Source organism: Janibacter melonis (genome assembly GCF_003721155.3).
GTDB lineage: Bacteria > Actinomycetota > Actinomycetes > Actinomycetales > Dermatophilaceae > Marihabitans > Marihabitans melonis.
The window spans coordinates 2336340-2356397 of sequence record NZ_CP044548.2 but is presented as its reverse complement, the minus strand read 5'-3'; the positions used below and the strand labels follow the sequence as shown (position 1 = coordinate 2356397).

At 75.0% G+C, this 20058-nt stretch carries 25 protein-coding genes; 13 read left to right on the top strand and 12 right to left on the bottom strand.

Features of this window, described 5'->3' with window-relative positions; translation table 11 throughout:
• Positions 1 to 6: 6 nt before the first annotated feature.
• From EEW87_RS11250 to EEW87_RS16830, 3 genes are read right to left on the bottom strand one after another with little or no spacing between them, the layout of a single operon-like run.
• Positions 7 to 717 (bottom strand): 4a-hydroxytetrahydrobiopterin dehydratase, encoded by a 711-nt coding sequence (locus tag EEW87_RS11250; RefSeq protein WP_123093460.1) that lies wholly within the window; start codon positions 715 to 717, stop codon positions 7 to 9.
• Between the two features lie 45 nt (positions 718 to 762).
• A complete protein-coding gene (locus EEW87_RS11245; RefSeq protein ID WP_123093459.1) occupies positions 763 to 1476 on the bottom strand; it encodes a transporter substrate-binding domain-containing protein in 714 nt (237 codons plus the stop codon).
• Entirely contained in the window at positions 1473 to 2051 is a 579-nt protein-coding gene (locus tag EEW87_RS16830; protein WP_205473712.1) for a TetR/AcrR family transcriptional regulator, read from the bottom strand. Before EEW87_RS16830 ends, EEW87_RS11245 begins: the two co-directional genes overlap by 4 nt.
• A gap of 70 nt (positions 2052 to 2121) precedes the next feature.
• Between EEW87_RS16830 and EEW87_RS11235 the strand changes: the two genes are divergently transcribed.
• The gene (locus EEW87_RS11235) at positions 2122 to 2793 is read left to right on the top strand and encodes a CPBP family intramembrane glutamic endopeptidase (protein ID WP_163562439.1); all 672 of its coding nucleotides are present in this window, start codon (positions 2122 to 2124) and stop codon (positions 2791 to 2793) included.
• A 16-nt stretch (positions 2794 to 2809) separates the two neighbouring features.
• Here EEW87_RS11235 and EEW87_RS11230 read toward each other — a convergent pair whose 3' ends face one another.
• Positions 2810 to 3271, bottom strand: a complete 462-nt coding sequence (locus tag EEW87_RS11230) for a GNAT family N-acetyltransferase (protein WP_123093457.1) — start codon at positions 3269 to 3271, stop codon at positions 2810 to 2812.
• 85 nt (positions 3272 to 3356) lie between these two features.
• Here EEW87_RS11230 and EEW87_RS11225 point away from each other — a divergent pair, with 85 nt between their 5' ends.
• Together EEW87_RS11225 and EEW87_RS11220 are read left to right on the top strand one after the other, a co-directional pair.
• The gene (locus EEW87_RS11225) at positions 3357 to 4046 is read left to right on the top strand and encodes an alpha/beta fold hydrolase (protein ID WP_123093456.1); all 690 of its coding nucleotides are present in this window, start codon (positions 3357 to 3359) and stop codon (positions 4044 to 4046) included.
• A gap of 5 nt (positions 4047 to 4051) precedes the next feature.
• Positions 4052 to 4531 carry a phage tail protein gene (locus EEW87_RS11220; RefSeq protein WP_123093455.1) on the top strand — a complete coding sequence of 160 codons (480 nt, stop codon included), beginning with the start codon at positions 4052 to 4054 and terminating at the stop codon, positions 4529 to 4531.
• A 25-nt stretch (positions 4532 to 4556) separates the two neighbouring features.
• Here the strand turns inward: EEW87_RS11220 and pdxH are convergent, their stop codons facing one another.
• On the bottom strand, positions 4557 to 5237 hold the full coding sequence (gene pdxH, locus EEW87_RS11215) for a pyridoxamine 5'-phosphate oxidase (protein WP_123093454.1): 681 nt from the start codon (positions 5235 to 5237) through the stop codon (positions 4557 to 4559).
• Positions 5238 to 5289: 52 nt separating this feature from the next.
• On the opposite strand from pdxH, the gene EEW87_RS11210 reads away from it, so the two are divergent.
• Complete coding sequence (locus EEW87_RS11210; RefSeq protein WP_123093453.1) at positions 5290 to 5724, top strand: class I SAM-dependent methyltransferase; 435 nt, start codon at positions 5290 to 5292, stop codon at positions 5722 to 5724.
• A 127-nt stretch (positions 5725 to 5851) separates the two neighbouring features.
• On the opposite strand, the gene EEW87_RS11205 is transcribed toward EEW87_RS11210, so the two are convergent.
• Positions 5852 to 6187: a YnfA family protein gene (locus EEW87_RS11205; protein ID WP_123093452.1), complete on the bottom strand. Its 336-nt coding sequence runs from the start codon at positions 6185 to 6187 to the stop codon at positions 5852 to 5854.
• A gap of 142 nt (positions 6188 to 6329) precedes the next feature.
• Positions 6330 to 7520, bottom strand: a complete 1191-nt coding sequence (locus tag EEW87_RS11200) for an NAD(P)/FAD-dependent oxidoreductase (RefSeq protein WP_123093451.1) — start codon at positions 7518 to 7520, stop codon at positions 6330 to 6332.
• Positions 7521 to 7667: 147 nt separating this feature from the next.
• Between EEW87_RS11200 and EEW87_RS11195 the strand changes: the two genes are divergently transcribed.
• Both EEW87_RS11195 and EEW87_RS11190 read left to right on the top strand, forming a co-directional pair.
• A complete protein-coding gene (locus EEW87_RS11195) occupies positions 7668 to 8021 on the top strand; it encodes a hypothetical protein (protein WP_123093450.1) in 354 nt (117 codons plus the stop codon).
• A 54-nt stretch (positions 8022 to 8075) separates the two neighbouring features.
• Entirely contained in the window at positions 8076 to 9458 is a 1383-nt protein-coding gene (locus EEW87_RS11190; RefSeq protein ID WP_123093449.1) for a pyridoxal phosphate-dependent decarboxylase family protein, read from the top strand.
• Positions 9459 to 9485: 27 nt separating this feature from the next.
• Here the strand turns inward: EEW87_RS11190 and EEW87_RS11185 are convergent, their stop codons facing one another.
• Genes EEW87_RS11185 through EEW87_RS11175 form a run of 3 tightly spaced genes read right to left on the bottom strand, consistent with a single transcriptional unit; the run spans position 9486 to position 12774 of the window.
• Positions 9486 to 10709, bottom strand: coding sequence for a glycosyltransferase (locus tag EEW87_RS11185; RefSeq protein ID WP_123093448.1), 1224 nt, complete (start codon positions 10707 to 10709; stop codon positions 9486 to 9488).
• The gene (locus EEW87_RS11180; protein ID WP_123093447.1) at positions 10706 to 11692 is read right to left on the bottom strand and encodes a glycosyltransferase; all 987 of its coding nucleotides are present in this window, start codon (positions 11690 to 11692) and stop codon (positions 10706 to 10708) included. Before EEW87_RS11180 ends, EEW87_RS11185 begins: the two co-directional genes overlap by 4 nt.
• On the bottom strand, positions 11689 to 12774 hold the full coding sequence (locus EEW87_RS11175) for a glycosyltransferase family protein (RefSeq protein ID WP_123093446.1): 1086 nt from the start codon (positions 12772 to 12774) through the stop codon (positions 11689 to 11691). The genes EEW87_RS11180 and EEW87_RS11175 overlap by 4 nt, the downstream gene beginning before the upstream one ends.
• 125 nt (positions 12775 to 12899) lie before the next feature.
• On the opposite strand from EEW87_RS11175, the gene EEW87_RS11170 reads away from it, so the two are divergent.
• Entirely contained in the window at positions 12900 to 13739 is an 840-nt protein-coding gene (locus tag EEW87_RS11170; RefSeq protein ID WP_123093445.1) for an FkbM family methyltransferase, read from the top strand.
• Between the two features lies 1 nt (position 13740).
• Here the strand turns inward: EEW87_RS11170 and EEW87_RS11165 are convergent, their stop codons facing one another.
• Positions 13741 to 14097, bottom strand: coding sequence for a hypothetical protein (locus EEW87_RS11165; RefSeq protein ID WP_123093444.1), 357 nt, complete (start codon positions 14095 to 14097; stop codon positions 13741 to 13743).
• 113 nt (positions 14098 to 14210) lie between these two features.
• Positions 14211 to 14801: a protein-L-isoaspartate O-methyltransferase family protein gene (locus EEW87_RS11160; protein WP_123093443.1), complete on the bottom strand. Its 591-nt coding sequence runs from the start codon at positions 14799 to 14801 to the stop codon at positions 14211 to 14213.
• 53 nt (positions 14802 to 14854) lie between these two features.
• Here EEW87_RS11160 and EEW87_RS11155 point away from each other — a divergent pair, with 53 nt between their 5' ends.
• The 6 genes from EEW87_RS11155 (at position 14855) to EEW87_RS11130 (ending at position 20012) form a co-directional block, all read left to right on the top strand.
• Positions 14855 to 15556, top strand: a complete 702-nt coding sequence (locus EEW87_RS11155) for a VOC family protein (protein WP_123093442.1) — start codon at positions 14855 to 14857, stop codon at positions 15554 to 15556.
• Positions 15557 to 15580: 24 nt separating this feature from the next.
• Positions 15581 to 16270 (top strand): response regulator transcription factor, encoded by a 690-nt coding sequence (locus tag EEW87_RS11150; RefSeq protein WP_123093441.1) that lies wholly within the window; start codon positions 15581 to 15583, stop codon positions 16268 to 16270.
• A 40-nt stretch (positions 16271 to 16310) separates the two neighbouring features.
• Entirely contained in the window at positions 16311 to 16976 is a 666-nt protein-coding gene (locus tag EEW87_RS11145; protein ID WP_123093440.1) for a type 1 glutamine amidotransferase domain-containing protein, read from the top strand.
• Positions 16973 to 17947, top strand: a complete 975-nt coding sequence (locus EEW87_RS11140) for a threo-3-hydroxy-L-aspartate ammonia-lyase (protein ID WP_123093439.1) — start codon at positions 16973 to 16975, stop codon at positions 17945 to 17947. The genes EEW87_RS11145 and EEW87_RS11140 overlap by 4 nt, the downstream gene beginning before the upstream one ends.
• A 2-nt stretch (positions 17948 to 17949) precedes the next feature.
• On the top strand, positions 17950 to 19158 hold the full coding sequence (gene lhgO, locus EEW87_RS11135; protein ID WP_123093506.1) for an L-2-hydroxyglutarate oxidase: 1209 nt from the start codon (positions 17950 to 17952) through the stop codon (positions 19156 to 19158).
• Positions 19159 to 19223: 65 nt separating this feature from the next.
• A complete protein-coding gene (locus EEW87_RS11130; RefSeq protein ID WP_123093438.1) occupies positions 19224 to 20012 on the top strand; it encodes a siderophore-interacting protein in 789 nt (262 codons plus the stop codon).
• The last annotated feature ends 46 nt before the right edge of the window (positions 20013 to 20058 follow it).

The window sequence follows — 20058 nt, the reverse complement described above, 5'->3', positions numbered from 1 at the left end:
GGCGGGTCAGCCCAGGCGAGCGGCGGACGTGTCCGCGACGACGACGCCGCGGTTGCCCTCCTGGTCGGCGATGACGGTCAGGCCGGGCGACTGGCTGTCGTCGACGACCGTGCCCCCGGCGGCCACCGCGGCGTCGACCCGGGCCTGCACCACCTCGGGGGCGACATAGACCTCGACGTGGACGCGCTGCGCGGGGGTTCCCCCTTCGTCGAGGTCGCCGAACCACAGGTTGGGCACCCGCACGGTCGCGTCGCGGATCTCGTCGCCCGGGGTGCCGCGGCCCTGCGCACCGGGGTCGCCGGTGAGCAGGGCGGCCCACACCGGGGCGACGGCGCCTGAGGCGACGACGTCGAGACCGAGCTCGACCTCGCTCACCGCGGCGGGGTCGGCGTGCAGGCCCTGCTCGGCCGCCAGGCGCTCGATCTCGCGGGCGAGGTCGACGTCCTGCTGGGTCACCCACTCGACGACGAGCTCGCTGCCGTCGTCCTCGTCTCGGTAGACCGCGTCGGGCGTCACTAGCTCGAGGTCGACGTGCCCGTCGCCGATCTGCACCCGGGGGTGGTGCCCGATCGCATCGCCCGACTCGCCGATGGCGGCGACGAGCCGCACGGCGGCCGCGAAGTCCGGCACGACGTAGCGGGCGTGCAGGCCCTGGGCGAGCTTGCGCCAGTCGGTGAGTGCGGCCTCGGCGATCTGCTCGCCCCTGAGCATGTCCATGCCCGCGAACCTAGACCCGTCGTGGCACCGGCGCAGCGTGATGCGTCAGGCGGGAGGGGCGACGGTGACGTCCCCGCGCCCGGACCGCTCGAGCGCCTCGGCGACGAAGCCGCCGGCCTTGAGCTCCTCGACGACCCCGCTCAGCCAGGCGACGGTCTCGGGGCGACGCGCCTTCGTCGTGCCGACCGCCTGCTGGATCTGCATGAAGCGCTCAGGCACGAGACGCGTCTGCGGGTGACCCTCGACGAAGGCGGTCATCGGCTGGCGGATGCCGGCGGCGACGTCGAGGCCCTCGTCGAGGAAGGCCTGCACGCCGTCCTCGCCGCGGACGAGCGTCGCGTGCTCGATCGTGCGGGTGAGGTAGAGGTCGTAGGCGGAGCCCTTCTTGACCCCGATGCGCACCCCGGGGCGGTCGACCTCGGCGGGCGTGGTGACCGGGGAGTCGACGGGGACGGCGAAGACCCCTTCGATGACGACGTAGGGCGCGGTGAAGGCGACCTCGTCGGCCCGGGCGGGCTGGACGGCCATGAAGCAGATGTCGGCGGCGTCGCTCGTCAGCGCCTCGAAGGACTTGCGGGCGGCATCGAAGCAGACCAGCTCGACGGGCAGGTCGAGACGGGCGCCGATCTCGCGGGCGATGTCGACGGTGACCCCGCACGGATCGGTCGGCGTGCCCTGCGCGAGCACCGAGTTGCCGAGATTGATCGAGGCGCGCAGGACGCCGGTCGGTGCGAGGTCGCTGGCCACGTCGGAGGTCATGGCGCGAGCGTAGCCAGGGTCAGCCGGGCCATCTCGTGCAGCGTGCGACCGAGCGCGCGCGCGTCGACCTCGCTCGTCGCGACGAGCGACTCGTAGCCCGCGACGAGCAGCTCGACGCGGCGCACCTGCTCCTCGAGGGCGACGGCGGTGCCGGCCCGCCCGGCCGCCCGCTCGGTCACGAGCGCGGCGACGAGCCGTGCCCGGCGCCCGGTCTCCTCCGCCTCGAGCACCTCGGCCAGCCCGGGGACGTCCGCCAGGGTCGACACCTCGCGCACGAAGGCGCGCACGACCGGGTCGGCGGCCTCGGCGACGACCTCGTCGAGGAACGCTCGCAGGTCCGGTGCGGCGGGCTGGTCCTCGCCCCGGTCGAGCAGGGCGAGCAGGAGGTCGGCCTTCGTCGGGAAGTAGTGGAAGAAGGTGCCGCTCGACACCCCCGCCCGCCGGCAGATCTCGCGGGTTGTCGCGTGCCGGTAGCCCCGGTCGCCGATCGTCGTCAGGCCAGCCCGCAGGATCGCCTCGCGCATCACCCCGGGCGCGCCTCGGGCAGTGCGAGGGGTGGGTCGGTCGGGGGTCACGAGACCCACACTAGAGCAAATATAGTGATCTGCTCTAGTGTGTGTTCTGCTGAGGACGAAGGGGGACGACGTGACCACCACCCGTGCCGACCGGGCCACCCGCCCGGTGGTCTCCCTGCCCGTGCTCGCGGGCGGTCTGCTGCTGGCCTACCTGCCCACCTACCTGCCCGCCCTGGCCCGTCTCGTCGGTCTCGAGGTCCCCCTGCCCGGTCCCTCGCGGGTGCTCGTGTGGAACTGGCTAGCCGTCGCCGCGCTGCTGCTCTACGTCGTGCGTGTCGAGCGCCTCGACCTCACCTCCCTGCGCCTCGTGCGCCCGACCGAGCAGGACCTGTCGTGGGCGGGCTACCTCGGCGGCGCCGCCCTCGCGTGGCAGTGGGTCGCGTCGCTCCTGCTGCCCGCAGATCAGGCCGCGAGCGCCGAGGGCGAGCTCGTGCGGCTCGGCGTCGGGCTCTCGCTGGCCCTCGTCGTCACCGTGGCGATCACCGAGGAGGTGCTGTGGCGCGGCTACGTCGTCGAGCGGCTCGGTGCCCGGGTCGACCCGCGCCTGGCGGCGGCGGTCGGTCTCGCGGTCTTCGCCCTCCCGCACGTCGTCCACTTCGGCCCGACGTGGCTCGTCACGGGCCTGCCCGGCGCCGCGGTCCTGTACGCCCTCCTGCTGTGGCGGCGCACGCTGTGGGCGTGCGTCCTGTGCCACGCGGTCCTCGACATCCCGGTCGTCGTGCTCGCCGTCGCGCAGGCCTGAGACCAGGCGAAGGGGGTCAGCGCAGGGTGGTCGTCATGAAGACGCTGTGGGGGTCCTCGACGTAGGAGGCGAAGGGGGCGCACTCGACGAACCCGGCCCGGCGGTAGAGCGCTCGGGCCGGCGCGAAGAAGTCGGCGCTGCCCGTCTCGAGCGAGACCCGCCCGACCCCGCGCTCCCGCGCGTCGTCGAGCGCGTGCCCGAGGAGGAGGCGGCCGATCCCCGACCCGCGGCGGTGCGGGGCGGTGCGCATGCTCTTCAGCTCGTCGTGCCCGAGGGCGAGCTCGGCGAGGGCGATCGTGCCGACGATGTCGCCGCCGTCGTGCGCGACCCACATGCGCACCCCGGGTCCACGCAGCCCGTCGACGTCGAGGGCGTGCCGGCTCTCGGGCGGCGCGGTCGGGGCGAGGTCGTCGAGGTGCTCCTGGAGGAAGGTGAGCAGGCGGACGTCGTCGAGGTCGGCGCGGGTGATGACGGGCACGGGACCATCCAACACGGGCGGGCGGTCGAACCGAGGTCGACCTGGACCGACGGGCAGAGGCCACCACCCGTCGTAGGGTCGCGAGATGGCGCACAGGAGCGCGTACCGCGTCGGCGAGGTCGAGATCTCGGTGGTGAGCCGGGGAGAGCCCGGCGACCTCCCTTCGCTCGTCCTGCTGCCCGGCACCGGGCTCACGGCGCAGGACTGGGGCGTCGTGGCCGATGACCTCGCCGGCGACCGGGTCGTCCACGCGGTCGACCTGCGCGGCCACGGTCGCAGCAGCTGGCCCGGCCGCTACTCGGTCGACCTCATGGCGCAGGACGTGCGCCGGCTCCTGCCCGCTCTCGGTGCGCCCGTCGACCTCGTCGGGCACTCGCTCGGGGGCCTCGTCGCCTGCCGGGTCGCTGCCGGCGACCCCGCCCTCGTGCGCCGGCTCGTCCTCGAGGACGTCGGTCTGCTGCGACCCCGCGAGCCGGCGACCCCGCAGCGCCCGGAGGGTGTGCTGGACTTCGACTGGCGGGTCGTCGAGCAGGTCCGCCCCGAGATCGACTCGCCCGCCGCGCACTGGCCGGCCACGGTCGCGGCGATCACCGCGCCGACTCTCGTCGTCGCGGGCGGCGCGGCGAGCTTCGTCCCCCAGGACAGCATCACCGATCTCGTCGAGCTGCTGCCCGACGGCCGGGTCGTGACGATCGACGCCGGTCACGAGGTCCACGCCGCCCGGCCCGCCGACTTCGTGAGCACGCTCCGCGCCTTCCTCGCGGGTCTCGCCTGACCTGCATGAGCTACGTCGTCGACTTCTCGGACGTCTCCACGGTCGGCCTGGAGTCCTCGCCGGTCGCCGACGCTCTCGCCGGGCTGAGGGCCAACGAGGCCCGGTACTTCTCGACGAAGTTCGGCCACACCTTCGTCACGGTGCCCGCAGCGCAGGCCCCCGAGGTCCTCGCCTGGGTCACCGACCTGCTCGCCCTCCGCGAGATCGCCGTCGCCTCGCCAGCCCTCGAGGTGAGCGACCTCGAGGTCGACGGCGTGCGGTGGTCGCACGTCTTCTACGAGAGCGGGCTCGCGGTCAACGCGCTGTGGACGCTTGACGAGGGCGGCAAGCGCGCCGTCGGGCTCAAGCTCTCCGACGGCATGGAGGTGCCCGCCGAGCTCGGCGCCTTCAAGTTCGCCCGCCAGCGCTCGAAGCTCGCGGGGACGATCCGCGGCTCCTACTACGTCGTCAAGGGCGACCACCCGCCGCCGGCGCTCGGCACCTAGGTGCCCGAGCCGGCGACGTGGGCGATCACGGCTGACGGCGGTGCAGACGCCAGGCCGCGGCGTCCTCGAGCGAGCCCTCGGCGACACGGGTGAGGACGAGGCGGTCGTGCAGCCGGTCTCGGCGCCCGCCCCACAGCTCGACCTCGTCGCACACGATGCGATACCCGCCCCAGAAGTCCGGGACCGGCACGTCGTCGCGGCTGCCCGTGTCGGGCCACCGTGCCGCCGCCTCGTCGTAGGCGCGCTGCAGCTCGGCACGCGAGGCGGCGGGCTGCGACTGGTGCGAGGCCCACGCGGAGATGCGCGACCCCCAGGGGCGGCTGGTGAAGTAGTCCTCGACGAGGTCGCGTTCGAGCAGCTCGGCCCGTCCGCGGAAGCGGATCGCGCGGAACATCGCCGGCCAGACGAGGGAGGCGGCAACCTGCGGGTTGGCGGCGAGGTGCACGCCCTTCGTCGACGTCGTCCCGGTGTAGAAGCCCGGCCCGCGCTCGTCGAGCACGCGCATGAGGACGGTGCGCACGTCTGGCATGCCGTCGGCGTCGACCGTCGCGACGGACAGCGCGTGCGGCTCGGGGACGTCGGGCTGCGCCCGAGAGCGCTCGACGGCCTCGTCGACCCAGCGGCGCACCTGCTGCAAGGGGGTCGGGGCGAGCTCGTCCTCGCTGATGCCGGTGCCGGTGTAGTCGGTGCGCGTCACGTCGTCCACGACGGCGAGCCTATGGGTCGGCGCTGTCACCGCAGGGGCCTACGGTCCTCATATGACCTCCTCGGTCTCGCCCCGGCTGCGCGCGGTCGTCGACGCGTTGCCGCTGCACGCCGGGATGCGCGTGCTCGAGATCGGGGGTGCTCCCGGTGCGGCCGCCCGCCTCGTCGCGCAGCGGGTGGGTCCGCAGGGCCACGTCCTCGTCGTCGACCGCTCGGTCCGGGGCGTCGAGCTCGCGCGCGCGGCCTGCGCCGACGAGATCGCCGCGGGGACGATGAGCGTGCTCTGCGCGGCGGTCGAGGACCTCGAGCTGCCCCCGGGCACCGTCCCCTTCGACCTCGCCCTGGCCTGCCGGGTCGGCGTGCTCGACGGTCGTCACCCAAGCGGCCGCGACCGGGCGCTCGCCAGGCTCGCCGAGGCCCTCGTGCCCGGCGCTCGGCTCTACCTCGACACCGGTGACCCGCTCGACGAGGTGGTCCTCGGCGGGTGAGCCGGGCGCGGCCGACGCCAGGTCAGGCCGTCTCGTCCCCCGGGCCACGGCGTGCAGGTCGATGGTCACCTCATCCAGGGGACGGCACCTCACGCCTCAGCCACCCACCGCTCGTGTCGTGTCCCGCTCAGGCCCCGCGCGGCGCGTACATGATGAGCCCGACCCCGACGAGGCACACGAGCGCGCCCGCGACGTCGAAGCGGTCCGGGCAGAAGCCGTCGACCACCATGCCCCACAGCAGCGAGCCGGCGACGAAGATGCCGCCGTAGGCCGCGAGCACGCGCCCGAAGCTCGCATCGGGCTGCAGCGTCGCGACGAGCCCGTAGATCCCGAGCGCGACGAACCCCGCGCCGACCCACAGCAGCCCGCGGTGCTCGCGGATGCCCTGCCAGACGAGCCAGGCGCCACCGATCTCGGCGATCGCGGCGAGGACGAAGAGCAGGATCGAGCGTGCGACGGTCATGGGCCGATCCTCCCGCGGCCGGTGTCCGCGCTTTCCCGCCCAGGGCGGGAACATTCGACGTCGGGAAGGAAATGTTCTTTCCCGACGTCGGACTTTCCCGCCCTGGGCGGGAAAGCTGTGGCGGGTGGGACGAAGGGGGAGATCAGCCCTCGCCCTCCTCGTCGCCCTCGGTCTGGTCGCCCCGGGGACCTGCGGCGAAGGGGGCGGCCTGGGCGACGAGCTGCTCGCCGCGCTCGTAGTCGTCGTCGGCGTTGTAGGTGAGGACGCCGACGAGGGTGCCCTCGCGGCCGTACCAGACGGTCAGCCCACCGGGACGCTCCACGGCCTCGAGCTCGTCGTGGCCGTCGCCCCAGGCGGCGTACTTGAGCCAGTGCTCGCCGATCTGGCTCCAGAAGCCGGGCACGGAGTCCCACGTCGCGTCCTGGCCCGCGGCCGAGGTGCCGGCCACCGAACCCATCGTCTCGGCGTCGAACCAGTGCTCGACGGGGATCGGCCGCCCGGCCGTCGCGTTGTGCGCGCGGGCGGCGTCGCCCGCGGCGAAGACCCCCTCCTCCGCCCGGAGGTGCTCGTCGACGACGACCCGGCCCTCGTGCAGCTGCAGACCGCTGCCCTCGAGCCAGCCCGTCGAGGGCTCGACGCCGACGGCGAGGAGGACGAGATCGGGCTCGATCGTCGTGCCGTCGTCGAGGTGCACGGTGCGCGGGGCGCGGATGCCGCTGATCTGGACCCCGCCGCGCAGCGTGATGCCGTGCCCGACGAGCAGGTCCTCGACGAGCGCGCCCGCGCGCTCGCCGAGCCGGTCGGCCTGGGGCGTCGCCTCGCTCGAGACGACGGTGACGTCGAGACCTCGCAGCGCGAGGGAGACCGCTGCCTCGCAGCCGATGAAGCCCGACCCGACGACGAGCGCGGTGCGGGCGTGACCGGCCGACTCGGCGAGCCGCTCGAGGTCGGCGTAGGTGCGCAGCACGCGTACCTCCGCGTCGGCGTCCACCCCGTCGAGGACCCGGGGGTGCGCGCCGGGCGCGAGCACGAGCGAGGCGAAGGGGATCTCCTCGCCCCCGGCCCGCACGGCACGGGCGTCGAGATCGACGGCGTCGACGGTCGTGCCGAGACGGATCTCGACCCCGTCGAGCCCGTCGGCCGAGGCGTTGGGGGTGAGCTCGGGCTCCCCGCCGCGCAGCGACTCCTTGCTCAGCGGAGGACGCTCGTAGGGCGGGTGCTCGTCGGCGGTGAGGAGCAGCACCGGCCCCTCGCCGCCGGCCTCGAGGTAGGACGCAGCGGCGGCGACCCCCGCCGGTCCGCTGCCGATGACGATGAGTCCGTAGGTGGTCATGAGCCCACTGTGGCGCACGGTGCGGTGCGGGGGACCCGATCGCGCCGGCCTCGTCCAGGGTCTGGCGGATCACCCCCCTTCGAAGGTCGTCGCGGCCCCCTCCGACCTGTAATCGTGGGGACCTCCCCAACCCCATGGAGGCATCTCATGGCCCGCATCTCCTTCCTCGCCGGTGTCGGCGTCGGATACGTCCTCGGTGCCCGCGCCGGGCGCCAGCGCTACGAGCAGATCAAGACCCAGGCCGGCCAGCTGTGGTCGAGCCCGAAGGTGCAGCGCACCGTCGACCAGGCCAAGGACACCGCGAAGACTCAGGCACCGGTCGTCGCCGACAAGGTGACCGGCGCGGCGAAGGACGCCGCCGGCACCGTCAAGGACAAGGCGGGCAGCGCTCACCTGCCCGGTCGTGGCGAGGACCTGCCCGACACGATCCACCGCGGCGACGACGGCGAGCTGCACGCCGACACGAGCGGCTTCGGCCCGGGCGGCGACAAGCTGCCGTGACCCCGGCCCACGGTCCTCTTGCGCGGTGACGCCCCGCAGGAGGACCGTGGGTGGGTGGCGCCCGAGCGCACGCCCGAGCTGACCGCGGCCCTGGCTGCGGCCCGTCGTTGGCGTGCAGATCTCGCGACCCGGCCGATCCCGGCGACCCAGCCGGTCGGCGCGGGTCGCGCTCGTCTGCCCGAGTCCCTGCCCGAGCAGGGGATGCCCGCCGTCGACGTCGTCGAGGAGCTCGTCGACGTCGTCGAGCCGGGTCTGCTGACGATCGGCTCGCCCCGCTTCTTCGGGTGGGTCATGGGGGGCACCCTCCCCGCCGCGCTCGGGGCCGACTGGCTCGTCAGCGCGTGGGACCAGAACGCCGGCATGCGCGACGCGACCCCGGGCGTCGTCGCCGTCGAGGAGGTCGCGGGGCAGTGGCTCCTCGAGGCGCTCGACCTGCCGTCCTCGAGCGCCGTCGGCTTCGTCACCGGGTGCACGACGGCCAACCTCGCCGGGCTCGCCGCCGCCCGGGACGCGCTGCTCGCCGCCCGTGGGTGGGACGTGGCGACGCAGGGCATCCAGGGGGCACCTCGCCTGCGGGCCCTCGTCGGCGCCGAGCGGCACGGCTCGGTCGACCTCGCCCTGCGTTACCTCGGGCTCGGGGCGCCGACCCCGGTCGCCGCCGACGCCCAGGGCCGGATGGACCCCGACGCCCTGCGCGCGGCCCTCGGGCAGGACGACGCCCCGACGGTCGTCTGCGCCCAGGCCGGAAACATCCACTCCGGGGGCTTCGACCCCTTCGCCCCGATCTGCGCGGCGGCGCACGACGCCGGCGCCTGGGTGCACGTCGACGGCGCCTTCGGCCTGTGGGCCGCGGCCTCGCCCGCCCTGCGCCACCTCGTCGTCGGGCTGGCCGACGCCGACTCCTGGGCGACCGACGCCCACAAGACCCTGAGCACGCCCTACGACAGCGGCATCGCCGTCGTCCGTGACGCGGGTGCCCTGCGCCGCGCCTTCGGCCACTCCGCCGACTACCTCCTGCACTCGCAGGAGCCCGACCCCCACGAGCTCGTCCCCGAGATGTCCCGCCGGGCCCGCGGCGTGCCCGTGTGGGCGGCCCTGCGCTCGCTCGGCAGGTCCGGTCTCGTCGACCTCGTCGACCGTCTCGTGCGCTCCGCCCGTGGCCTGGCGATGGGTCTGGCCGAGGTGCCGGGTCTCACCGTGCTCAACGACGTCGTCTACACCCAGGTCACCGTCGCGGCCGTCGACGACGAGACGACCCTGGCGGTCCTCGCCCGGCTGCACGAGGACGGGCTCGTCTACCCCAGCGCGAGCAGGTGGCACGACCGGGCGGTCATGCGCTTCTCGGTGAGCGGCTACACGACCGACGACGTCGCGGTCGCGCAGACCATCCGCACCGTGTGGGAGGCGGTCGAGGCGGTGACCGTCGGCGAGGGCTGACGACCGGCGACGCGAACTGACTCGGGGTCACGGGGCGCTCGGGTCGCCCCATCCCCACAGGCCCTCGAGGCTCACCCTCGCGGGCAGGTCGCGGAGCACCCCCGCGCCCGACCGGGCTGGCGGCGGGGGGAGGCCGAGCGCGCGGCTGCGGGTCTCGGTGACGACGAGCGCGTCGTCGTAGGCTGCCTCGCCGCGCGCGCACAGCGCGTGCACGTCGACGTCGAGCAGGACCGGGCGCGTCACCTGCACGTGCCAGGCCCGGCGCGCGGCTGTCGCCGCCGGCTCCGGGCCGCTCACGACGCGGGGGTCCGAGATCGGCCACCCGGGGGTGGTGGTGCACTCGCCGGATCGCAGGTGCACCCGGACGTCGGGCACGGCGAGCAGGTCGGCGCAGCAGGCGAGGACGGCGGCCGGGTCGCACCCGGTGTCGTCGAGCTCGACGCTCACGGCGGGGTGGGGCCACACGAGACCGGGGTGGCGCGCACCGGGCGCGGCGACCCGGGAGGCCACCCGCAGGGTCTCGACGGTCTTCGCGAGGTGGTCGGGGGCGCGGCCGCCGGCGTCGGGGCCGTCGTGCCAGGCGACGGCGCCGGGCACGTGCCGCAGGGCGGCGCCGGCGAGCCAGGCCCGGTGGCCCAGCTCCCAGTCCTCGCCGCCGTAGCCGACGAAGTCCTCGTCGAAGCCGCCGACCCGGGCGAAGAGCTCCGCGTCGCAGGCGAGGACCGCGGAGATGACGAGCCGGAAGCCGCCGGCATCCGCGCTCGCGAGGTCGTCGGTCTCGGCGTAGCCCCGGGCGAGCCACTGCGGGTCCGGCAGCGCCGTCACGTCGACCGGCTCGCCTGCCAGCCAGCGCACGACGTCCTCGGGGGCATGGCCGGAGAGCTCGGCGTGCCGGCGTCGCCCGACGGCGAGCACACCGCGCTCGTCACCGGCCGCGACGACCGCGGCGAGCGCACCGAGGTAGCCCGGCGTCGGCAGGGTGTCGCCGTCGAGGAAGCACAGGACCGGGGCGTCGGTGTGCGCAGCGCCGAGGTTGCGCGCGGCGGCCGCGCGGAAGCCGGCGTCGGCCTGGCGCACGACGCGGACGGCGAAGGGGTGCTCGCCCACCGTCGGGGCGACCGGCGACCCGTCGTCGGCGACGACGACCTCGAAGCGGCCGGCGCAGTCCTGCTGGTCGAGGGCGGCGAGGAGCAGGTCGAGCCCGCGCTGGTCGTCGTAGTACGGGACGACGACCCCGATGTCGGGGGTCATCGTGCCCAGCCGGCGAGCACGTCGGAGTAGGTCTGCGCGACCTCGGCGGTGCTCGGGCCGATCGGCACCGAGGGCTCGAGCCAGGTCGAGGTCGGGTCGGCGAGGGCCCGGGCGATCGCGGCGGGCAGGTCGTCGCGCTCGACGAGCGTCACCGAGCCGGGGCAGCGCCGGGCGAGCTCGACGACGTAGGGGTTCGTCGTCGCGAGCGGACGGCGACCGGCCGCGATCCAGGACCCGACCGAGCCGGAGGCGGAGACGTGCACCGGGGCGACGACGGGCACCGCGACCCGGCGGGCCTCCTCGTGCATCGCTGCGTCGGCGAGCCAGCCGGTGACGCGGGCGACGCGACCCTGGGCGCGCGCGGTGGCCACGACGGCGCCGACGAGGTCGTCATGACCGGGGGAGTGCGCGCCGAGCGCGGCGAAGCCGGTGCTCGGCGGCAGGCCCGCCATCGCGTCGAGGACGTCGAGATGCCCCTTTCCGGGGTAGAGGTAGCCGAGGACGGCGACCTCGCCGCTGCCGGGCGGCCGCGAGGGGCTGAGGTCCGGCGCGTCGAGCGGCAGCGGCACGACCTCGACCGGAGGCACCGGCCCGCCGTCGAGGCAGGCGAGGAGGAGCTCGCGCTCGTGCTCAGAGGCGACGACGACGCCGCGGGCAGCCGCGACCATCCGCCGGTACCCCGCCGCCCGGCGGGCGCGGCGCTCTGCCCCTTCGCCCTCCTGGGGCAGGTCGTGCAGGGTCAGGGAGACCGGGCAGCGCTGCGCCACCCGCTCGACCGCCGCCGCGGCGGCGTCGGGGCTCTCGCCCCAGAGGTGGTCGGTGACGTGGAGGTGCGCCAGGCGGGGGTGCAGACCGGGCGGCGAGCCGAGGTGCCGCCCGCGCACGACGGGGCTGCCCGTCAGGGGCGGCTGGGCGAGGAGGGTGAGCGCGTGCCGGACGACGCCGTGAGACCCCGGGCCGGGCACGAGGTGGACGACGCTCATGCCCCGCGCACGACGCGGTCCTCGGCGACGCCCAGGTAGACCTCGCGGTGCGCGGCCCGGGCGCTCTCGAGCTCCGCCGCGAGGACGCGGGCGTCGCCTCCCGGGGCCGGCTCGCCCTGCGCCCACCGGGCGTGGGCCTCGTGCACGGCGCGCTCGACGCTGGCGGTGAGGTCGTCGTGACGGTAGGTGAGGACGGGACGCTGCTGGGCGTAGAAGCCGAGGTCGGGCGCGAGCACCCGGGTGCCGAGGTCGTGGCACATCTCGAGCCAGCCCGAGTGGGTGCCGTCGGTGTAGGGCAGCACGGCGAGCGAGGTCTGGGCGAGGTCGCGCCACAGCTGGGCGTCGTCGAGCGGGGCGTGCACGCGCACGTCGGCACCGTCGGCGCGGGCCCGGGCGAGCCGCCGCAGCACCTCCGGGTCATGGCGCGGGTGGTCGGGTCGGGTGACGTCCTCGTGGAGGTGGACGCGCAGCTGCGCGTCGTCGAGGCCGGCGACGGCGTCGGCGCACGCGTCGAGGACCGGCAGGGCGGCGACGTTGGCGCGCAACGACTTCAGGTGCAGACCGACGACGAAGGGGGACCCGGTCCGGCGGGCCGGGAGCACCCCGGCGGGCACGAGCGGCGGGTGCGAGATGACCTGGGGCCGCCGGCCGAAGCGGCGCTCGACCTCGGCGGCCGCGCCCGGGGTGAGGGTCGTCAGGGCGTCGGCGGAGCCGACGAGCTCGCCGAGGACGCGCCCGTAGCGCTCGCCGGTGCCGTGCGGGTCGACGAGGTCGTGCACGGTGAGGACCAGCCGGATGTCATGGGCGCGCAGGCTCGCGACGAGGTGACGGACGTCGTCGACCCCGAGGTGCTCGAAGCCGAAGTGGACGTGCAGGACGTCGATCTCGTGCGCGTGGTCGGCGACCCAGCGCGGGGTGAGCGCCGGGTGGGGCCACCACTGACCGGCCGGGGCGCCGGGCACGGGCGGGTCCGCGGGGTGGAGGTGAGCGGGCTCGGCGCCGACGAGGGCGTCGACGTAGGCATGGCCCCGCGGCACGTGCCGCACGACCGGGCCGGTGGCGCGCAGCCGGTTGCTGCGCACCTCGCTCAGGACGATCTCGCTGATGACGTCGCCGCCTTCCGTGCGGGCGCCCCCGGGCGCCGGGTCGATGTGGGGCTGGTCCTAGGGTGAGTCGCGCCGACTCCGAGACGACAGGGGACCTGATCGTGGACCGACCGATGCTGCCCGAGAGGGTGCTCGAGCACGCGCCCGTGCACGTCCTCGACGTGGGGGCCAACCCCCTCGACGACGAGGTGCCGTACGTCGACCTGCTCGACGCGGGACTGGCGCGGGTCACCGGCTTCGAGCCGCTGCCCGAGGCCATGGAGCGGCTGCGCGGGCTGGCCGGTCCGCACGAGCGCTACCTGCCGCACGCCGTCGGCGACGGAGGTCGGCACGTGCTCCACGTGTGCGAGGAGCAGGGCTTCTCGAGCCTGCTGCGCCCCGACCCGATGCGGCTCGCGAACCTCGTCGACTTCGAGCGGCTGGGCCGCGTCGTCGACGAGGTCGAGATCGACACGGTGCGCCTCGACGACGTGCCCGACCTCGGGCCGGTCGACCTGCTCAAGGTCGACGTGCAGGGCAGCGAGCTCGCCGTGCTGCGCAGCGGCGAGCACGCCCTCGAGCGGGTCCTCGCGGTGCAGCTCGAGATGGGCTTCTGGCCGCTGTACGAGGGCCAGCCGACCGCCGGCGAGCTCGACGCCCAGCTGCGCTCGATGGGGCTGATGCCCCTGCAGGTCGTCCAGCACCGGACCTGGCCGCTCGCCCCGACCCAGTGGGCCGACCCGTGGGAGCACGACTCGCGCCAGATCGTCGAGTCCGACGTGCTGTACGTGCGAGACCCTGCCGGTCTGGCCGTGCGCGACCTCGCGGTGCTCGCGCTCGTCGCCGACATCGGCTACCGGCACCGGGGGCTGGCCCGGCGCTGCCTGCGTCTGCTCGACGAGTGCGGTCGTGGTGATCTCGAGGCGCAGTACGTCTCGCGGCTGGGTCGGCACTACGGCTGAGTCAGCGGCGACGGGTGTCGGCTGCGTAGGCGAGGGCGTTGAGGGCGGCCCACCCGAGGGTGACTGCGAGGACCTTCGTGCGGATCGACCCCTTCGTGCTCGCCCCGAGGACCAGGGCGTCGCCGACGTCGGAGGCCACCCGGCCGCCGACGGCCCACGGCAGGGCGGCGGGCGGGCCGGCGAGGGCGAGCGCGGCGATGGGGATGTCGCGGACGGCGAAGGTGCGGGCGAGCCGGTCGAGCGCGCGCTGGTTGCGCGGCTCGCGCAGGGCGCTCGCGAGGTGCGACGGCTTGGCCAGGCAGTACAGCCCGTAGCCGGCGCTCGCCGCCTGCATGGTCTTGGTCAGCTCGAAGCTCATCTGGCGACAGTAACCGCCGGACCAGCACCGACGGCCGGGGAGCGGGACCACCCCTTGGGGGGTACCGCGGGGGGTCTGAGCGGGGCGTCAGGTGGGGGGGCTCAGGTGGGGGCTCAGGTGACGAGCGGGACGAAGCGGTAGCGCCCGTGGGTCGTCACGAGAGGGTCGTCCTCGCCCCGCCGCTGCACGCGGAGCATCTCACCGGCCACCGGCACGACCATGACGCCGTCCGGCGTCAGCTGCGCGACCAGCTCCTCGGGCAGCCGCCCCGCCATCGCGGAGACGAGGACGCGCTCGAAGGGGACGTCGCCGGGTGCCCCGAGGTGGCGGGGGTCAGCCAGCCGCACCCAGGCCTGCGGCAGGTCAGCGCGCGCGAGGGCGGCCCGGCCGAGCGCGAGCACCTCGGGCAGGCGCTCGACGCCGAGCACCCGGCCGTCGGGGCCGACGAGACGGGCGAGGATCGCCGTCGTCCAGCACGACCCCGCGCCGACGTCGAGGACGCGCTGGCCCGCACGGACGTCGAGAAGCACGAGCATGTCGCGCACGGTGCGCGGCTGAGAGCTCGTCTGCCCCGACCCGATGGCGAGCGGCGCGTCCACCGCGGCCCGGTCCCGCTCCGCCGGCCGCAGGTGAGCCGCCCGCGGGCTGGCCGCCATCGCCGCGTCGACCCGTCGGACGACCTCGTGCTCGCTCTCCTCGTCCACCCCACGAGGCTAGGCGGCGGTCCTAGGCTGGCGGGACGACGAAGGAGTGGGCGATGACGGCACATCTGCAGGCCCTGAGCATCGACGCAGCCGACCCCGAGCGGCTGGCCGCCTTCTGGGGCGCGGTCCTCGAGCGCGAGGTGCGCGGCGACCTGCTGCCCGCCGCCGGCCCGGGCGATCTCGCGATCCGCTTCCGGCGCAGCACCGAGCCCCGGCGCGGCCTCGACCGCACGCACCTCGACCTCACGAGCGACGTGCCCGGCGGGCAGGCCCATGTCGTCGAGCTCGCCCTGTCGCTCGGCGCGACCTATCTCGACGTCGGGCAGGGCGACGACGCGACGCACGTCGTGCTCGCCGACCCCGAAGGGGGCGAGCTGTGCGTCGTCGAGGAGGGCAACCGCTTCCTCGCCGGCACCGGCCGGGTGGGGGCGCTCTCCGGAGACGGTCGCCGGGTGACCGGGGTCTTCTGGAGCGAGGCGCTCGGCTGGCCGCTCGTGTGGGACGAGGACGACGAGACCGCCGTCCAGTCACCGCACGGCGGGCCGAAGATCACGTGGGGCGGGGCCCCGGTCGCCCCGAAGCACGGGCGCAACCGCCTGCGTCTCGACCTCGTCGCCGACGGCCCCCTCGAGGAGGAGGTCGAGCGGCTCGTGGGTCTCGGCGCCACTCGCACCGGGGTCGCCGACGACCCCGAGGGGGTCGCCCTGACCGATCCCGACGACAACGAGCTGCAGCTGCTCCCCGGCCCGGGCTGACCCCTTCGCCGCTACGGTCGAGAGATGCCCGACCCCGACGCACGCCAGCCGATCCGTCTCGCCGTCCTCAACGACTTCGAGGTGGTCGCCCGCGGTGTCGCGGCGATGCTCGCCCCCTTCGCCGACCGCGTGCACGTCGTCGAGGTCGACTGCGGGGTCCTCGTCTCCCAACCCGTCGACGTCGCGCTGTACGACGCCTATGCGATCACCAGCTCGGGCCACCGCGACCTCGACCTGCTCACCGCCGACGACATGGTCGGGCACACCGTGCTCTACACGTGGGAGGTCGGGCCCTGGGTCGACGAGGTCGCGCAGGACGCGCGGCTGTCGGGCGTCGTGCGCAAGTCCGCGTCAGCGCGCGAGCTCGTCGACGCGGTCGAGCGGGTGCAGGCCGGCGAGCGGGTCGTCCTCACCGCCGAGACCGAGCCCGTCGACGACCAGCCCCGGCCGGCCGACTGGCCGGGACGCGCCGAGGGCCTCACCCCGCGCCAGTCGGAGGTCGTCGCACTCATCACCGAGGGGCTGAGCAACCAGGAGATCGCCCGCGCCTGCTACCTCAGCATCAACTCCGTGAAGTCCTACATCCGCGCCGCCTACGCGACGATGGGGGTGACGTCGCGCAGCCAGGCCGTGCTCTGGGGCGTCGACCACGGCTTCCGCCGCGGCGGGCGGATGCGCGTGCTCGCCGACCGCGTGCCCCACGACGGGTCGTAAGGTCGGGGGGACGTCCCCGACCGAGCACGCAGGAGTCCTCATGGCCACCGTCCTCTTCGTCGTCACCGGCGCCCGCAGCTGGACCCTCGCCGACGGGTCGAGCGTGCCCACCGGCTACTGGGCCGAGGAGCTCGTCGCCCCCTTCGAGGTCCTCGCCGACGCCGGGCACACCGTCCGCTTCGCCACCCCGGGCGGGGTGCGACCGGTCGCCGACGAGCGCAGCCTCACCCCCGAGGCCACGGGCGGGCGCGACCTGCGCGAGGTCCTCGACGACCTCGAGGAGCTGAGCGCCCCCCTTCGCCTCGAGGACGTCGACCTCGCCGACTACGACGCGGTCTTCTACCCCGGCGGCCACGGGCCGATGGAGGACCTCGCCGTCGACGAGACCTCGGGCACCCTCATCACCGCCGCCGTCGAGCGCGACGTGCCGCTCGCCATCGTGTGCCACGGGCCGGCCGCGCTGCTCGCCAGCGACGTCACCGGGCGCACCGTCACCGGCTTCACCAACGAGGAGGAGCGCGCCGGAGGCAAGGCCGACCAGGCGAGGTGGCTGCTCGAGGACCGGCTGCGCGAGGCCGGCTTCGAGGTCGAGACCGGGCCCGCCTTCGAGCCGAAGGTCGTCGTCGACGGCATGCTGCTCACCGGCCAGAACCCCGCCTCCTCACGCCCCCTCGCGCAGCGGCTGCTCGAGGTCCTGCCCTCGTGACCACCGCCCCGCCCACGGTCGAGGACGTCCGCGCGGCCGCCGCCCTCCTCGACGGCGTGGCCCACCGCACCCCCGTCCTGCGCTCGCACCGGCTCGACGCGCTCGCCGGGTGCGAGCTGCACCTGAAGTCCGAGCACCTCCAGCGCATCGGCGCCTTCAAGTTCCGGGGCGCGTACACCGCGCTCAGCGCCGTCGACCCCGACCGCCGCGCGGCCGGCGTCGTCGCCTACTCCTCGGGCAACCACGCCCAGGCCGTCGCCCTCGCCGGGCGCGAGCTCGGCATGCCGGTGACGATCGTCATGCCCCACGACGCCCCGCAGACGAAGGTCGAGGCGACGAAGGGGTACGGCGCCACCGTCGTCGGGTACGACCGCTACACCGAGGACCGCGAGGCCATCGGGGTAGCCATCGCCGAGCGCACCGGTGCCGCCGTCGTCCCGCCCTACGACCACCGGCACGTCATCGCCGGTCAGGGCACTGCCGTGCGCGAGCTGCTCGAGGAGGTGCCCGACCTCGACGTCGTCGTCACCCCGCTCGGCGGCGGCGGCATGCTCGCGGGCTCGATCCTCGCCGCCCAGGAGCTCGCGCCGACGGCGGCCGTCTGGGGCGTCGAGCCCGAGGCGGGCGACGACGGCCGGCGCTCGCTCGAGGCCGGCGAGGTCGTGCGCATCGAGCCTCCACGCACCATCGCCGACGGGGCGCAGACCGCCTACCTCGGGTCGCTGACCTTCCCGATCATCCGTGAGCACGTCGCCGGCATCGCGACCGTGAGCGACGCCGCGCTCGTCGACGCGATGCGGCACATGGCCGGGACGCTCAAGCAGGTCGTCGAGCCCACCGGTGTCCTCGGCCTGGCCGCGGTCCTCACCGGCGCCGTGCCGGTCTCGCCCGGGCAACGGGTCGGGGTGGTCCTCACCGGGGGCAACGTCGACCTCGCCCGGTACGCCGAGCTCCTCGCGACGGGGGTGTGATCGTGGCCCAGCGCACCGTCGGGGTCATCGGGGGCGGGATCGTCGGCCTGGCCGTCGCCCGCGAGCTGACCCGCCGCCGGCCCGACGACCGCGTCGTCGTGCTCGAGAAGGAGGAGCGGATCGCCGCTCACCAGACCGGGCACAACTCCGGGGTCGTCCACGCCGGTATCTACTATGCCCCCGGCTCGCTCAAGGCCCGCCTGTGCACGCGCGGTCGTCAGCTGCTCAAGGACTACTGCGCCGAGCACGGCATCGCCTACGACGAGTGCGGCAAGCTCGTCGTCGCCGTCGAGCCCGACGAGGTCGCGCGTCTCGACGCGCTCGAGCGCACGGCGAGCGCCAACGCCGTCCCGGGTCTGCGCCGGGTCGACGCCGTCGGCATCCGTGATGTCGAGCCGCACGCCCAGGGCCTGGCGGCCCTGCACTCGCCGGCCACCGCGATCACCGACTACGTCGGCATGTCCGAGGCGATGGCCGCCGAGGTCCGTGCGGCCGGCGGCGAGGTGCGCCTGGGTGCCGAGGTGTCTGACATCCGCCGCGAGCGGGGCCGCGTGCGTCTCGTCCTCGGGTCCGCTCAGGGCGCCGACGAGGTCGTCGTCGACGAGCTCGTCGTCTGCGCAGGGCTGCACGGCGACCGGCTCGCGCAGCGGGTCGACGGGCAGCGCGAGCTGCGGATCATCCCCTTCCGCGGCGAGTACATGGAGGTCACGCCCGCGAAGGCCGATCTCGTGCGCGGCATGGTCTACCCGGTGCCCGACCCCCGCTACCCCTTCCTCGGCGTGCACTTCACCCGCCGGGTCGGCGGCGGTCTCGAGGTCGGCCCCAACGCCGTCCTCGCGCTGCGGCGCGAGGGCTACGGGTGGCGGCAGGTCTCCCTTCGCGATCTCGCCGAGACGGCCACCTGGCCGGGCTTCTGGCAGCTGGCGCGGGCCAACTGGCGCACGGGGATCCAGGAGGTCCGCGGGTCCCTGTCGACGAGGGCCTACATGGCCGGGGCTCAGCGCTACGTGCCCGAGATCGGCGTCGACGACGTCGAGCGCGGGGGTGCGGGGGTGCGGGCGCAGGCGATCGAGCGCGACGGCTCGCTCGTCGACGACTTCCGGATCACGACGGTCGGCGAGGTGACGTGCGTGCTCAACGCGCCCTCGCCCGCGGCGACGTCGAGTCTGGCGATCGCCGAGCACGTCGTCGACGCGATGACCGCGGCCTGACGCCCCACGAGATCCACGAAGGGGGCGCAGTTAGGCTGGCCTAACACCGTCACCGAGGAGCGCTCGTGCCCACCCATCTCACCGTCACCCGCACCGAGGACCTCACCGCGCACCTGCGCCGCGTGCACTTCCGCAGCGACGACCTGTCTGCCTTCGAGGGCAGCGTCCACACGGACCGCTACGTCAAGCTGATCTTCCCGAGGCCGGGCACGACCCTGCCGGCCGACTTCGACATGCGTGCAGCCCGCGCGAGCGCGGACCCGCAGGACATGCCGGTCGTGCGCACGTACACGGCGCTGGAGCCCGACGTCGCCGCCGGCACGCTCGCCATCGACTTCGTCGTCCACGGCGACGAGGGCGTCGCCGGCCCGTGGGCCACCCGGGCCGAGCCCGGCGACACCCTGCTCGCCAACGGGCCCGGCGGGGCGTACGCGCCCGACCCGGACGCCGACTGGCACCTGCTCGCCGGCGACGAGTCCGCCGTGCCCGCGATCTCCGCGGCGCTCGCGGCCCTGCCCGACGACGCGACGGGTGAGTGCGTCGTCGTCGTCGAGGGACCAGACGCCCCGCCGCACCTCGAGGCGCCCGAGCACGTGCGGGTCACCGTCGTGCACCGGCAGGGGCCGGGCGAGCCCTTCGCCGAGGCGGTGCGTGCCCTGCCGTGGCGCGAGGGGCGCGTCCAGGTCTTCGTCCACGGCGAGGCGCACGAGGTCATGCACGGCATCCGGCCCTACCTCGTGCGCGAGCGCGAGGTGCCCCGCGCCGACCTGTCGATCTCCGGGTACTGGCGTCGCGGGCGCACCGAGGAGGGCTTCCGCGAGTGGAAGTCCGAGCTCGCGGCCACGGAGGGCTGACCCCCCTTCGCCCGGAACATCCGGGGGCCGGGCCGGGTTGACCCCG

What these genes read in the sequence shown, in the direction of transcription:
- EEW87_RS11250 (WP_123093460.1), bottom strand. Translation starts at nt 717, where the DNA reads ATGGACATGCTCAGGGGCGAGCAGATCGCCGAGGCCGCACTCACCGAC.
- EEW87_RS11245 (WP_123093459.1), bottom strand. Translation starts at nt 1,476, where the DNA reads ATGACCTCCGACGTGGCCAGCGACCTCGCACCGACCGGCGTCCTGCGC.
- EEW87_RS11225 (WP_123093456.1), top strand. Translation starts at nt 3,357, where the DNA reads ATGGCGCACAGGAGCGCGTACCGCGTCGGCGAGGTCGAGATCTCGGTG.
- EEW87_RS11220 (WP_123093455.1), top strand. Translation starts at nt 4,052, where the DNA reads ATGAGCTACGTCGTCGACTTCTCGGACGTCTCCACGGTCGGCCTGGAG.
- EEW87_RS11210 (WP_123093453.1), top strand. Translation starts at nt 5,290, where the DNA reads ATGACCTCCTCGGTCTCGCCCCGGCTGCGCGCGGTCGTCGACGCGTTG.
- EEW87_RS11205 (WP_123093452.1), bottom strand. Translation starts at nt 6,187, where the DNA reads ATGACCGTCGCACGCTCGATCCTGCTCTTCGTCCTCGCCGCGATCGCC.
- EEW87_RS11200 (WP_123093451.1), bottom strand. Translation starts at nt 7,520, where the DNA reads ATGACCACCTACGGACTCATCGTCATCGGCAGCGGACCGGCGGGGGTC.
- EEW87_RS11195 (WP_123093450.1), top strand. Translation starts at nt 7,668, where the DNA reads ATGGCCCGCATCTCCTTCCTCGCCGGTGTCGGCGTCGGATACGTCCTC.
- EEW87_RS11185 (WP_123093448.1), bottom strand. Translation starts at nt 10,709, where the DNA reads ATGACCCCCGACATCGGGGTCGTCGTCCCGTACTACGACGACCAGCGC.
- EEW87_RS11180 (WP_123093447.1), bottom strand. Translation starts at nt 11,692, where the DNA reads ATGAGCGTCGTCCACCTCGTGCCCGGCCCGGGGTCTCACGGCGTCGTC.
- EEW87_RS11165 (WP_123093444.1), bottom strand. Translation starts at nt 14,097, where the DNA reads ATGAGCTTCGAGCTGACCAAGACCATGCAGGCGGCGAGCGCCGGCTAC.
- EEW87_RS11155 (WP_123093442.1), top strand. Translation starts at nt 14,855, where the DNA reads ATGACGGCACATCTGCAGGCCCTGAGCATCGACGCAGCCGACCCCGAG.
- EEW87_RS11150 (WP_123093441.1), top strand. Translation starts at nt 15,581, where the DNA reads ATGCCCGACCCCGACGCACGCCAGCCGATCCGTCTCGCCGTCCTCAAC.
- EEW87_RS11145 (WP_123093440.1), top strand. Translation starts at nt 16,311, where the DNA reads ATGGCCACCGTCCTCTTCGTCGTCACCGGCGCCCGCAGCTGGACCCTC.